Here is a 12,364-nt window from a genome sequence, read left to right as displayed (position 1 = left end):
CGCAGGTGCATCCAGCGCCACTCCCGCCCCGACGCCGGGCGATGGTGTTCTGACACAGGGTGAGAAACCGTGGTCGAACACCTCGCTCGGCTTTTTTGCTATTCGCCCGACCGGTGATTCTTTGCCGGGCAGGCCAATCAGGTAAGAGCCACCATGGCAAAACGTGACTATTACGAAGTGCTCGGGGTAGGCAAGAACGCGAGCGACGAAGAGATCAAGAAGGCTTATCGCAAGCTCGCGATGAAGTACCACCCGGACCGCAATCCGGACAGCAAGGAAGCGGAAGACAAGTTCAAGGAGGGCAAGGAAGCGTACGAGATGCTCTCCGACCCCGAGAAGAAGGCGGCCTACGACCAGTATGGCCACGCCGGCGTGGACCCGAACATGGCTGGCGGCTTCGGCGGCGGCCAGGGCTACGGCGGGTTTGCCGAAGCCTTCGGCGACATCTTCGGCGACATCTTCGGCCAGCAGGGCGGCCAGCGTCGCGGCAACGGCCCGCAGGCCTACCGTGGCGCCGACCTGCGCTACAGCATGGAAATCTCGCTGGAGCAGGCCGCGCATGGCCACGAGGCGCAGATCCGCGTGCCGCACTGGGAAGACTGCGAACACTGCCACGGCAATGGCGCCGAGCCGGGATCGTCGGTGGAAACCTGCCCGACCTGTAACGGCGTGGGCCAGGTGCGTGTGTCGCAAGGCTTCTTCACGATGCAGCAGACCTGCCCGAAGTGCCACGGCAGCGGCAAGTTCATCCCCAAGCCGTGCGTGAAGTGCCATGGCCAGGGCAAGCTGAAGTCGCAGAAGACGCTGGAAGTGAAGATTCCGGCCGGCATCGACGAAGGCATGCGCATCCGCTCGTCGGGCAATGGCGAGCCGGGCATCAACGGCGGCCCCCCGGGCGACCTGTATGTGGAAGTGCACATCAAGGCGCACGAGGTATTCGAGCGTGATGGCGATGACCTGCACTGCCAGATGCCGATCTCCTTCGCCACGGCGGCGCTGGGCGGCGAACTGGAAGTGCCGACGCTGGGCGGCCGCGCCAGCTTCCCGGTGCCGGAAGGCACGCAGGGCGGCAAGACGTTCCGGCTGCGTGGCAAGGGCATCAAGGGTGTGCGGTCGGGCTATCCCGGCGACCTCTACGTCCATGTGAACGTGGAAACGCCGGTCAAGCTGACCGAGGCCCAGAAGGACATGCTGCGTGAATTCGACCGCTCGGTGCACGAGGGCGGCTCGCGCCACAGCCCGCAGGAGCAGTCCTGGCTGGACAAGGTGAAAAGCTTCTTCAGCTAAATCGCCGGATTGCCCGGCAGGCAGGACGATGAAACCGGCCACGTGACCAGCGTGGCCGGTTTTTTCATGCCCGGCGCGGCGATAATGCGGCATTGATGCACCCTGCCGAGTTGCCGTGGTTCCGCCGTCCCCCGCCCCCTCCAGCGCCAGTTTCGACCCCTTCGTCCTGCTTGACGATGCCGCCGCCGCACCCGGCGTGGCGGCGTCGCGCCTCTATACGGGGTTTGTCCAGGCCGATGTCCTGCCCGCCGGCACCGATCCCGCCACGCTGGATGCGCTGCTGGCCGCCGGCTGGCGCCACGGGCTGCATGCCACGCTGTTCGCGCCGTACGAGTACGGCGGGGCGCTGGTCGGGGCGCCGGTCCATTGCGGCGATGCGCTGCCGTTCCATGACGGCGCGCTGCAACTGCTCTGGTTCCGCGACCTGGCCCGGCTTGACGGCGACGCCGTAGGCGCATGGCTGGCCGCGCGGGCAGAATCCTCCCCGGCCGGGGCGATGGACGTACGCGCCGAGCCGTCGCACGCCGTCTACGCGGACGCCATCGCGCGCATCCACGCCTATATCGAGGCCGGCGATACCTATCAGGTGAATTTCACGCAGCGGCTCCGCTTCTCCGCCTTCGGCGACCCGGTGACGTTCTACGCCGCGCTGCGGGCCGCGCAGCCGGTGCCGTTCGGCGTGCTGGCCTGGCTACCCGGCGATGGCTGGGTGCTGTCGCTATCGCCCGAGCTGTTCGTCGAACACGACGGCGCCGGGCATCTGGTGACCCGGCCGATGAAGGGCACCGCGCCGCGCATCGGGGACGCCGAGCAGGATGCCCGCGCCGCGCGCCGGCTGGCTGCCGACGCCAAGAACCGGGCCGAAAACGTGATGATCGTCGACCTGCTGCGCAACGACCTGGGCCGCATCGCCCAGCCCGGCAGCGTGGCCGTGCCCGACCGCTTCGTGGTCCAGCCATTCGGCCGCGTGCTGCAGATGACCTCCACCGTGACGGCCACGGCGCGGCCCGGCACCGGCTTCGGCGCGCTGATGGCGGCGCTGTTCCCATGCGGCTCGATCACCGGCGCGCCCAAGCGGCGGACCATGCAGATCATCGCCGAACTGGAAACCGCGCCGCGCGGCCTCTACACGGGCGCCATCGGCTGGCTCGATGCGCCGGCCGATGGCCAGCCCTGCGGCGCCTTCGGCATGTCCGTGGCCATCCGCACGCTGGTGCTGGGGCCGCAGGGTGACGACGGCCTGCGCCGGGGCGAGATGGGGGTGGGCGGCGGCATCGTCCATGACAGCGTGGCCGCCGACGAATTCGCCGAGTGCGGCTGGAAGGCGCGCTTCCTGACTGCGCACGATCCCGGCTTCACGCTGTTCGAGACCATGCACGCGCGCGATGGCGTGGTGCTGCACCGCGAGCGCCATCTGACGCGGCTGGCGCATTCCACGGCCGTGTTCGGCTTCGCGTTCGACCAGCCCGCCGCGCGGGCGGCCATGCAGGCCGAGGCAGGGCGGCTGGGCGATGGCGACTGGCGGCTGCGGATGGCCGTCGACAAGGCCGGCGCGCTGGCCTTCGCGAGCGGCCCGCTGGCGCCGCGCGCCGAGCCGGTGGCGCTACTCGACCTGGCCGCGACGCCCTTGCCGGTGGCCGACCCGATGCGCCGCCACAAGTCCAGCGCCCGCGCCACGTTCGATGCCGGCTGGCAGGCGGCCGAGCGCGAGGGCGGCTTCGACGCGCTGTTCTTCAACACGCGCGACGAGTTGCTCGAAGGCGGACGCAGTTCGGTGTTCGTGAAGGTGGGCGGGCGCTGGCTGACGCCGCCGCTGTCGGCGGACATCCTGCCGGGCGTGATGCGCGCCGTGGTGCTCGAAGCGGGCGACGCACTGATCGACGGCCCGATCGAACAGGCCGTGGTCACGCGTGAGATGGTGCGGCACGCCGAGGCCATCGTCCTCGCCAATGCGCTGCGCGGGACGATGCGGGCGCGGCTGCGCTAAATAGGAAGCGTAGGCGCCAGCCGCCTACCGATGCCGCGTATCGAGCCGGCCGTCCCCCAGTTTCCATCTGACCACCCCGGGCAGGTTGATCAGTTCCCGGTCGTGGCAGACCATCACCACGGAGCGGCCTTCCGCCGCCAGTTCCCCGATCAGCGCAATCACCTGCTCGCGCGCGTGGCCGTCGAGGTTGGAGGTCGGTTCGTCGAGCAGCAGCAATTCCGGCTCCAGCACCTTGGCTCGCGCCAGCGCCACGCGCTGGACTTCGCCGCCGGACAGCTTCTCCGGCGCGGTGTCCTGCACATGGACGATGCCGGCCCAGCCCAGCGCCGCGCCCACGCGTCGCTCGATCTCGTCGTGCGCCACGCCCCGGGCCCGCAGGCCATAGGCGATGTTGTCGCGTACCGAGGTGCGGAACAGGTAGGGATGCTGGTGCATATAGGCCACGCGCTGGCGCAGCGCGGGCGGGAGCGGCGTCAGCGGCGCCTCGCGGTGCTTGCCGCCTTCGTCTTGCCACGCCACGGTCGCGCCCGGTGCCGGCTCCAGCCCGGCCATCATCCGCAGCAGCGTGGACTTGCCCGCGCCGTTCACGCCGGTCAGCGCCACGGCGGCGGCGCGCGGGAATACCAGTTCGGGGATGTCGAACAACTGGCGAGCGCCGACGCGCCGCGCCAGACCCCGCACCGTCAGCAGTGCGCTGGTCATCGCCGGAACCCTCCCGCGCCTTGCAGCCAGGCGAGCATGATGTTGACGGCCAGCGCCAGCGCCACCAGCACGATGCCGAGCGCGATGCCCTGCGCGAACTCGCCCTTGCTGGTCTCCAGCGCGATGGCCGTGGTGATGGTGCGCGTGGAGCCTTCGATATTGCCGCCGATCATCAGCGCCGAGCCCACCTCGGCAATCACGCGCCCGAAGCCGGCCACCACGGCCGCCATCAGGCCGAAACGCAGTTCGCGCAGCACGGTGAAGAAGGTGCGCCAGCGGCCGGCGCCGAGCACCCAGGCGGTCTCGCGCAGGCGCGGATCCGCCGCCTGCATGGCCGCGAGCGAGAACGCCAGCACCACGGGAAAGCCGATCACGGCCTGCCCGAAGACCATGCCGGATGGGGTGAACAGCAGGGAGAAACTACCCAGCGGCCCCTGCCGCGTGAACAGCAGGTAGAGCACCAGGCCAACCAGCACCGTCGGGAACGACAGGAAGGCCTGCGCCAGCACCACCACCACGCGCCGGCCGGGAAAGGCATGGGTGGCGATCAGGTAGGCGGCGCCGATGGCCGGCACGGTAGCCAGCGCCAGGCCAAGCACCGCCACCATCAGCGAGGTCCAGACGATGAACCATAGCGCGCCGTCCCCGCTGCCCAGCAGGCGGAAAGCGTCCAGCGTGGCCGTGCCGATCTCCACGTGGGCGCGCTCAGGCGGAGAACGTGTGCTCGACGGCCGGGAAGCTCCCGTCCTTCACGGCGGCGACATAGGCGCGCACGGCGGCCTCGATCGAGGTCTGGCCGTCCATGAAGTTGCGCACGAACTTGGCCTTGCGGCCCGGATAGATATTGAGCATGTCCTGCAGCACCAGCACCTGGCCGGAACAGTCCACGCCGGCGCCGATGCCGATGGTCGGAATCGTCAGCTGTGCCGTGACCTCGCCAGCCAGCGCGGCCGGCACGGCTTCCATGACGATCAGCTGCGCACCGGCGGCCTGCAGCGCCAGCGCGTCACGCTTGAGCTGCGCGGCGCCGGCATCGGTCTTGCCCTGCACCTTGAAGCCGCCCAGCGCGTGCACCGACTGCGGGGTCAGGCCGATGTGGGCGCACACCGGAATGCTGCGCTCGACCAGGAACTTCACGGTGGGAGCGAGCCAGTCGCCGCCTTCCAGCTTCACCATCTGCGCGCCCGCGCGCATCAGCGCGGCGGCGCTCTCGAAGGCCTGCGTGGGCGTGCCGTAGGTGCCGAACGGCAGGTCCGAAACCAGCAGCGCGGTCTGGTTGCCGCGCGCCACGCATTCGGTGTGATAGACCATGTGCGGCAGCGTGACGGGCAGCGTGGTCTGCTGGCCCTGCATTACGTTGCCGAGCGAATCGCCGACGAGGATGACTTCCACGCCGCAGAAATCGAGCAGTGCGGCGAAGCTCGAGTCGTAGGCAGTCAGCATGACGATCTTGTCGTCCGCGGCACGCATGGCCTGGAGCTTGGGAATGGTGACGGTCTTGCGGGAGGGGTCGAGGAGGTAACTCATGGCAGTGCCCGTGGGGGTGTGTGGCTGCCTGGGCCTGAGGCGGGCAGGGCGGTCAGGGGGCCGCGAGATTCAGGAAGGCCTTGCGGCCCCGCATGTTCTCGATGCGCGACAGTAGTGTACGGAAATCGCCGTCGTTGTCCACCGGATTGAAGCGCGCGGTGTCCACGATCAGGACCGGCGCCTCGTCGTAGCGGTGGAACAGTTCGCCGTAGGCGTCGGTCAGCCGCTGGAGGTAGGTTTCGTCGATGCCGGACTCGCCAGGCAGGCCGCGTCGCGCAATCCGCTCGCGCAGCAGCGACGGCGTGGCCTGGAGCATGATGACCAGGTCCACGCGCTGGGCCGGCACCTGGAGCCGGGCGGCGAGCGCGTCGTAGAGCGCGAGTTCGTCGGCTTCGAGGGTCAGCGCCGCATAGAGGCGGTCACGTGCGTAGAGGAAATTGCCGATCACGCGCTGGCCGGCCAGCAGCGCGGCCTGCCATTGCTGGATCTGGGTGGCGCGCTGGTCCAGGCAGTGCAACTGCATCGGCAGTGCATAGCGCTGCGGCTCGCGGTAGAAGCGTTCGAGGAAGGGGTTCTGGCGTGCGCCGTCAGGCAGTTCGCCGGCCTGGAGCGTGCGGGCCAGGCGCTGCGCCAGCGAGGTCTTGCCGGAGCCGACGGGCCCTTCGACGACGATGCGGCGCAGATGGTCGAGCATGGCTCGTGGGGTGCCGATGGATCAGGCGTGGATCACGCCTGCGTGCCGCCTTCCTGAAGGCGGGGGCATTTGCATGAGGAAAACTTCTCGATGCGCTGGTCGCGCACGCCGGGCAGGAAGTCCGCCGCGCGGCCACGGCCCGGGATGACCAGTTCGCCGTCCAGCTCCACCAGCGGCACCAGCACGAAGGCGCGCTCGGTGATGCGTGGATGCGGCACGGTCATCGCCTCGGAGTCGATCCGGTCGGCGCCGAACAGCAGCAGGTCGAGGTCCAGCGTGCGCGGCGCGTTGTGAAACGGGCGCTCGCGGCCGAACTGGTCCTCGATGTGGTGGCAGATGCGCAACAGCTGCGGCGCGGTGAAGGACGTCTCCACCTTCACCACGGCGTTGAAGTAGTCGTCGCCGCTGGCGTCGACGGGTGCGGTGCGGTAGAACGAGGACTTGGCCAATACCGTGATGCCGACCTGCTGGGCCAGGCACACGATGGCGTCCTTCAGTGCCTGGCGGGCATCGCCGAGATTGGCGCCGATGCCGATAAAGGCAAGTGTCATGTTATTCCTCCGGCTGGGCGCGGCCGGACTCCGATGCGGCTTGACCCCCCTCCGCCGCGTCCGTGTCGCCCCGGGAAGAAACTTTATCCGATTTCCGCGGACCGCGCCGACGACGCTTCTTGCGCGCCGGGCCCTCGCCATCGACGCCCGCGAAGCCTTCGCCCTCGTCGGCACCCTGGCCGCCCTGGCCACCGGCGGCGCCCGAGCCACCCTTGCCGCGCTTCTGGCGGGTGGCCTCGATCATGTCTTCGCGCGTATCGGGCGGCGCGTTCTGGAAGTCGGTCCACCATTGGCCGATTTCAGCCGGCTGTTCGCCCGATTCGCAGCGCAGTTGCAGGAAGTCATAGCCGGCACGGAAGCGCGGCGATTCCAGCAGGCGGAACGGCATGCGGCCCACGCGCTTCTCGAAGCGCGGCTGCATGCCCCAGATGTCGCGCATGTCGGTGACAAAGCGGCGCTGGATGGCCAGTTGGCCGGTCTGCTTCTCCAGCACCATGTCCATGGCCGTGTTGAGCGCCGCAATCGCGTGCTCGCCCTCGTCGCGCAGCTTGTTCCAGCGTTGCAGCACGTGGTGCCACAGCAGCGCGGCGAACAGGAAACCGGGCGACACCGGCTTGCCGGCCTGCACGCGGCGGTCGGTGTTGTCGAGCGCCAGCTGCACGAAGCGCTGGCCCATCGGCTGCTCCAGCGCCACGTCCAGCAGCGGCAGCAGGCCCTTGTGCAGGCCGGCCTTGCGCAGCTCCTGCAGCGAGGCCCAGGCGTGCCCGGACATCAGCAGCTTCAGCATTTCGTCGAACAGGCGCGCGCTCGGCACGTTGTGGATCAGCGGGGCCAGTTCGGCGATGGGCTCGCGCGTCGCTTCGTCGATCGAAAAACCTGTCTTGGCCGCGAAGCGCACCACGCGCAGCATGCGCACCGGGTCTTCGCGGTAGCGCGTGACCGGGTCGCCGATCATCCGCAGCGTGCGCGCGCGGATGTCTTCCATGCCGTGATGGTAGTCATGCACGGTCTGCGCGGCCGGGTCGTAGTACATCGCGTTGATCGTGAAGTCGCGGCGCTCGGCGTCCTCGGCCTGGGAGCCCCAAACGTTGTCGCGCAGCACGCGGCCGCTGGCGTCGATCGCGTGCGTCTTGCTGTCCAGCTCGGCGCGCTTCAGGCGGCGGCCTTCGGGCAGCGTCTCGCTGGCAATGGCGTCCACCAGCGCGCGGAACGTCGAGACCTCGATGATTTCCTGCTCGCGGCCGCCGTAGAACGTCACGTGCACGATCTGGAAGCGCCGGCCGATGATGCGCGAGCGGCGGAACAGTGCCTGCACCTCTTCGGGCGTGGCGTTGGTCGCCACGTCGAAGTCCTTCGGCTTGATGCCGAGCAGCACGTCGCGCACGGCGCCGCCGACGATGAAGGCCTGGAAACCGGCCTGCTGGAGCGTGGCGGTGACCTTGACCGCGTTGCGCGAGAGCAGCGTGGGGTCGATCTGGTGTTCGTCCACGTTGACGATGCGCTGCGTATGGGCGCGCCCGGTGCGGCGCAGCTTGGGGCCAGGCTTGCCGAGCAGCCGGTTGATGAGCTTCTTGATCACGTCAGAACAGGTCCATGATGCGCCAGCCGGCCGCGGCCGCATGGTTGCGCAGGCGGTCGTCGGGATTGGCGGCGATCGGCTCGCTGACCTTTTCCAGCAGCGGCAGGTCGTTGGCGGAATCGCTATAGAACGTCGTGGTGCCGAAGTCTTCCCACTGGGTGCCGAGGCCCTTGAGCCACTGCTCCACGCGGGCGATCTTGCCCTCGCGGAAGCTCGGCACGCCGAAGACCTCGCCCGTGAAGGCGCTTTCCGGCTTGCCGTCGGACGTGGCCGGCTCGGTGGCGATCAGGTGCTTGATGCCGAAGGCCTGGGCGATCGGCGCGGTGACGAAGCTGTTGGTAGCCGTCACCACAGCGCACAGGTCGCCCGCCTCCAGGTGCTTGTAGACCAGCGCCTTGGCCTGCGGGGTGATGACCGGGTCGATCACCTCGCGCATGAAGCGCTGGCGCCAGGCGTCCAGCCGGTCACGCGGATTGGCAGCCAGCGGGGCCAGCGCGAAGCGCAGGAACGCCTGGATATCCAGGGTGCCCGCCTTGTATTGCCCATAGAACTCGTCGTTCTTGCGACGATAGGATTCCTCGTCGACAACGCCCATGCGGACCAGGAAGCGGCCCCATTCGTGGTCGCTGTCGGTGGGGATCAGGGTGTGGTCGAGGTCAAACAGTGCCAGATTCATGGGCGGCGATTTTACATTAAGGTACACATGGCGGTTGGCGCGGCTTGGCGCGCCAGGACCATTTTGGGAGCGGATTTCGTGCCAGCTTCGGCGCGGATTCGCGATTTATTCGCGGAATTCCGCAAACATCTCGCGCAGCAGCGGCAGGGTGACCGCGCGCTTGCGCTCGAGCGAATACGTGTCCAGCGCGTCCAGCAGGGCCATCAGGCTGGGCATGTCGCGGTAATGCCGCGTGACCAGCCAGTGGGGGATTTCGGGCGATAACTGCAAGCCACGCTCGCGCGCGGCCTGCAGCAGGGCGGCCATCTTGTCGTCATCGGACAGCGAGGCCACCTGGTAGACCAGCCCCCAGCCGAGCCGGGTGCGCAGGTCTTCACGTACCGGCATGGCACGCGGCGCCAGGCCGCCCGCCACCACCAGCGCGGTGCGCACGTGGGCGCGCACCTCGTTATACAGCGAAAACACGGCGATCTGTCGCGCTTCGTCGAGCAATTCCACATCATCGACGGTGTAAAGCCGGCAGGACGGGTCGAAATTGAAGTCGGCGAGCGCGTGGTGCGGGCTCAGGTAGCGGCAGTTCAGGCCGGTATGGAGCGCCGCGTCGCACACTGCGTGCAGCAGGTGGGTGCGCCCCGAGCCGACCTCGCCCCACAGGTAGATCAGCCGGTCGTTGGCGTGTTCCTGGGCGATGGCGGCCGGCAGCTCGCGCAGGCGCTGCACCGGCTCCCGGTTCGAAGCCACGAAAAAGTTCTCGAACGTGGACGGCGGCGGGCTGCCGAGCTCGAGCGAAAGCTGCTTATGACGCGATGACATGACGTTTTCGTAACTTCCTACCTCGGTTCCATCAGTTTCTGTGGGCTTCAATCAGTTGCGATACAGATCGCTAGCCATGTAAACGCGCCGGATCTGCCGCGCGCCGACCAGCAGCACCGCACAGGTCGGCAGGGCCAGCAGCACGCCGAAGAAGCCAAACAACTGGCCGAATGCCAGCAGCGCGAAGATCACCACCAGCGGGTGCAGCCCGATGCGCTCGCCCACCAGGCGCGGCGTCAGGTAGAAGCTTTCCACGAACTGCCCGATGCCGTATACCACGGCCACGGCGCCCAGCCCGTACAAATTGCCGAATTGCAGCAGCGCAGCCAGGATCGCCAGCGCTAGCCCCAGCCCGAAACCGATGTACGGGATGAACACGGCCAGCCCGGTGAACACGCCCACCGGAACGCCCACCTCGAACCCGGCGATGGTCAGCCCGATCGAATAAAGTGCAGCAAGGATCACCATAACCAGGATCTGGCCGCGCAGGTACTGGGAAAGCAGCGCATCGGTCTCATTCGACAGCTCGCGCACCTTCGGCACCCAGCGGCGCGGCACCAGCCGCTCGATACGCCGCATGACCATATGCCAGTCCATCATCAGGTAATACATGACGATGGGGATGATGAACAGCATCCCGAACACGCTGATCAGGGCCGAGCCGGACACCTTCGCATAATTCAGCAGCACCTGGAACAGGTCTTCCGGGCTCGCCGCGAAGCGGTCCTGGAGCATGTTGCGCAGGCCGGGGAAGTCAAAGCGCACGCGCACCCCCAGTTCTGCCAGGCGGGGCGACACCACATTGTTGAGCTTTTGCAACAGCAGCGGCACCTGCTCGCGGATCTGCGGGATCTCGCGCTGGAGCACGGCGATCAGCAGCAGCACCAGCAGCACCACGATAATGGTCAGCAGGCCGATCATCAGCGTCACGCCGATAAAGCGCGGCACGCGGCGGCGCTGCAGCCAGTCCACGCCCGGCGTGAGAATGTACGCAAAAATGAACGCGAACAGGAAGGGCGTGAGCACCGGCGCCAGCGCCACGATGGCGGCGAACAGGCCGGCGGCCACGACGATCCAGATTAGGATACGTTTGGAGTCTGGCGAGAGCAGGGGAGCGTTCATCGAAAGGGTCCGGAAACCGCCGGGCGGGGCACTTTGGCCGGTCTGGTGACCGGGTGTCGCCGCGAAACTGGTAGCCGGGAGCCTGTATCCGTTAAAATCGCGATTCTAACGGACTCGCGCCCGCCCTCCGTGGCGCCGGGCGCCGTAATCCACACTTTACCTCGTCAAAGACAAGCAGGATCTCATGAGCGCATCCCAGAACGCCGGCCAGGCAGGCCTTTCCTACCGCGATGCCGGTGTTGACATCGACGCCGGCGACGCGCTGGTAGACCGCATCAAGCCGTTCGCCAAGCGCACCATGCGTGAAGGCGTGATGGCCGGCATCGGCGGATTCGGCGCGCTGTTCGAACTCTCGAAGAAGTTCCAGGAGCCAGTGCTGGTGTCCGGCACGGACGGCGTGGGCACCAAGCTCAAGCTGGCCTTCCAGCTGAACCGCCATGACACCGTGGGCCAGGATCTGGTGGCGATGAGCGTCAACGACATCCTGGTGCAGGGCGCCGAGCCGCTGTTCTTCCTCGACTACTTCGCCTGCGGCAAGCTGGACGTGGACACGGCCGCTACCGTGATCCAGGGCATCGCCCATGGCTGCGAACTGGCCGGCTGCGCGCTGATCGGCGGCGAGACCGCCGAAATGCCGAGCATGTACCCGGACGGCGAGTACGACCTGGCCGGCTTCGCGGTGGGCGCGGTGGAAAAGCGCAAGATCATCGATGGCAGCACGATTATCCCGGGCGACGTGGTGCTGGGCCTGGCTTCGTCGGGCGCGCATTCGAACGGTTACTCGCTGGTGCGCAAGATCATCGACGTGGCCAAGCCGGACCTGAACGCCGACTTCCACGGCCAGCGCCTGCAGGACGCCATCATGGCGCCGACGCGCATCTACGTGAAGCCGCTGCTCTCGCTGATCGAGACGCTGCCGGTCAAGGGCATGGCCCACATCACCGGCGGCGGCCTGACCGAGAACGTGCCGCGCGTGCTGGCGGACAACGTCACCGCCGTGATCCAGAAGGATGCCTGGACGCTGCCGCCGCTGTTCCAGTGGCTCCAGGAGCAAGGCCGCGTGGCCGATGCGGAAATGCACCGCGTGTTCAACTGCGGCATCGGCATGGTCGTGATCGTGGCGAAGGAAGACGCCGAACGCGCGATCCGTCACCTCCAGGCGGCTGGCGAAGCCGTGTGGCAGATCGGCGAAATCCGCGAACGCGAGGAAGGCCAGGCTCAGACCGTGGTGGTCTGAGCGCGGTCCAATCCCTCGCAGGATGGCAAAACGCCCGATGGCAATGAACTGCACCCCAAAAGTTGGACACCAACTTTTGGGGTGTTTTCATGTATCGGTACTCGGAGCAGTTCAGGCTGACAGTTATCCAGAGCTACCTGGACGGTCAGGCAGGCTATGGTGAGATCGCCAAACGCCATGAAATAGACA

The 12,364-nt window shown here is 67.7% G+C and carries 13 protein-coding genes; 4 read left to right on the top strand and 9 right to left on the bottom strand.

Annotation, left to right across the window (positions count from 1 at the left end):
- Nucleotides 1-153 precede the first annotated feature (153 nt).
- Both dnaJ and AC1EJR_RS15335 read left to right on the top strand, forming a co-directional pair.
- Complete coding sequence (gene dnaJ / locus AC1EJR_RS15340; RefSeq protein ID WP_092298930.1) at nucleotides 154-1,287, top strand: molecular chaperone DnaJ; 1,134 nt, start codon at nucleotides 154-156, stop codon at nucleotides 1,285-1,287.
- Between the two features lie 115 nt (nucleotides 1,288-1,402).
- On the top strand, nucleotides 1,403-3,274 hold the full coding sequence (locus AC1EJR_RS15335) for a chorismate-binding protein (RefSeq protein ID WP_454757331.1): 1,872 nt from the start codon (nucleotides 1,403-1,405) through the stop codon (nucleotides 3,272-3,274).
- Nucleotides 3,275-3,298: 24 nt separating this feature from the next.
- Here the strand turns inward: AC1EJR_RS15335 and AC1EJR_RS15330 are convergent, their stop codons facing one another.
- The 9 genes from AC1EJR_RS15330 to AC1EJR_RS15290 all read right to left on the bottom strand — a co-directional run bounded on the left by AC1EJR_RS15330 (nucleotide 3,299) and on the right by AC1EJR_RS15290 (nucleotide 10,938).
- The gene (locus AC1EJR_RS15330; protein WP_092298936.1) at nucleotides 3,299-3,976 is read right to left on the bottom strand and encodes an energy-coupling factor ABC transporter ATP-binding protein; all 678 of its coding nucleotides are present in this window, start codon (nucleotides 3,974-3,976) and stop codon (nucleotides 3,299-3,301) included.
- Nucleotides 3,973-4,671: an ABC transporter permease gene (locus AC1EJR_RS15325; RefSeq protein WP_092298938.1), complete on the bottom strand. Its 699-nt coding sequence runs from the start codon at nucleotides 4,669-4,671 to the stop codon at nucleotides 3,973-3,975. The genes AC1EJR_RS15330 and AC1EJR_RS15325 overlap by 4 nt, the downstream gene beginning before the upstream one ends.
- 10 nt (nucleotides 4,672-4,681) lie before the next feature.
- Entirely contained in the window at nucleotides 4,682-5,503 is an 822-nt protein-coding gene (panB, locus tag AC1EJR_RS15320; protein ID WP_092298941.1) for a 3-methyl-2-oxobutanoate hydroxymethyltransferase, read from the bottom strand.
- Nucleotides 5,504-5,555: 52 nt separating this feature from the next.
- On the bottom strand, nucleotides 5,556-6,197 hold the full coding sequence (locus tag AC1EJR_RS15315; RefSeq protein ID WP_092298944.1) for a deoxynucleoside kinase: 642 nt from the start codon (nucleotides 6,195-6,197) through the stop codon (nucleotides 5,556-5,558).
- A 32-nt stretch (nucleotides 6,198-6,229) separates the two neighbouring features.
- Nucleotides 6,230-6,748, bottom strand: coding sequence for a 2-amino-4-hydroxy-6-hydroxymethyldihydropteridine diphosphokinase (gene folK / locus AC1EJR_RS15310; protein WP_092298947.1), 519 nt, complete (start codon nucleotides 6,746-6,748; stop codon nucleotides 6,230-6,232).
- A 1-nt stretch (nucleotide 6,749) separates the two neighbouring features.
- Nucleotides 6,750-8,327, bottom strand: a complete 1,578-nt coding sequence (pcnB, locus tag AC1EJR_RS15305) for a polynucleotide adenylyltransferase PcnB (protein ID WP_441592287.1) — start codon at nucleotides 8,325-8,327, stop codon at nucleotides 6,750-6,752.
- Between the two features lies 1 nt (nucleotide 8,328).
- Nucleotides 8,329-9,003 (bottom strand): histidinol-phosphatase, encoded by a 675-nt coding sequence (locus AC1EJR_RS15300; protein WP_092298953.1) that lies wholly within the window; start codon nucleotides 9,001-9,003, stop codon nucleotides 8,329-8,331.
- Nucleotides 9,004-9,108: 105 nt separating this feature from the next.
- Entirely contained in the window at nucleotides 9,109-9,816 is a 708-nt protein-coding gene (gene hda / locus AC1EJR_RS15295) for a DnaA regulatory inactivator Hda (RefSeq protein WP_092298957.1), read from the bottom strand.
- A gap of 51 nt (nucleotides 9,817-9,867) precedes the next feature.
- Nucleotides 9,868-10,938, bottom strand: a complete 1,071-nt coding sequence (locus AC1EJR_RS15290) for an AI-2E family transporter (protein ID WP_092298960.1) — start codon at nucleotides 10,936-10,938, stop codon at nucleotides 9,868-9,870.
- Nucleotides 10,939-11,122: 184 nt separating this feature from the next.
- Here AC1EJR_RS15290 and purM point away from each other — a divergent pair, with 184 nt between their 5' ends.
- Together purM and AC1EJR_RS15280 are read left to right on the top strand one after the other, a co-directional pair.
- The gene (gene purM, locus AC1EJR_RS15285; protein ID WP_092298963.1) at nucleotides 11,123-12,175 is read left to right on the top strand and encodes a phosphoribosylformylglycinamidine cyclo-ligase; all 1,053 of its coding nucleotides are present in this window, start codon (nucleotides 11,123-11,125) and stop codon (nucleotides 12,173-12,175) included.
- Nucleotides 12,176-12,264: 89 nt separating this feature from the next.
- A partial coding sequence (locus AC1EJR_RS15280) for a transposase (protein ID WP_477109968.1) occupies nucleotides 12,265-12,364 on the top strand: 100 nt, incomplete at its 3' end.

Source organism: Cupriavidus sp. 05T42 (assembly GCF_056396345.1).
Note: the sequence above shows the minus strand (reverse complement) of the source record. Positions and strands in the feature narration are given on the sequence as shown.

Coding starts and splice junctions, on each gene's coding strand:
- dnaJ (WP_092298930.1), top strand. CDS start 154: ATGGCAAAACGTGACTATTACGAAGTGCTCGGGGTAGGCAAGAACGCG.
- AC1EJR_RS15330 (WP_092298936.1), bottom strand. CDS start 3,976: ATGACCAGCGCACTGCTGACGGTGCGGGGTCTGGCGCGGCGCGTCGGC.
- panB (WP_092298941.1), bottom strand. CDS start 5,503: ATGAGTTACCTCCTCGACCCCTCCCGCAAGACCGTCACCATTCCCAAG.
- AC1EJR_RS15315 (WP_092298944.1), bottom strand. CDS start 6,197: ATGCTCGACCATCTGCGCCGCATCGTCGTCGAAGGGCCCGTCGGCTCC.
- folK (WP_092298947.1), bottom strand. CDS start 6,748: ATGACACTTGCCTTTATCGGCATCGGCGCCAATCTCGGCGATGCCCGC.
- AC1EJR_RS15300 (WP_092298953.1), bottom strand. CDS start 9,003: ATGAATCTGGCACTGTTTGACCTCGACCACACCCTGATCCCCACCGAC.
- hda (WP_092298957.1), bottom strand. CDS start 9,816: ATGTCATCGCGTCATAAGCAGCTTTCGCTCGAGCTCGGCAGCCCGCCG.
- AC1EJR_RS15290 (WP_092298960.1), bottom strand. CDS start 10,938: ATGAACGCTCCCCTGCTCTCGCCAGACTCCAAACGTATCCTAATCTGG.
- purM (WP_092298963.1), top strand. CDS start 11,123: ATGAGCGCATCCCAGAACGCCGGCCAGGCAGGCCTTTCCTACCGCGAT.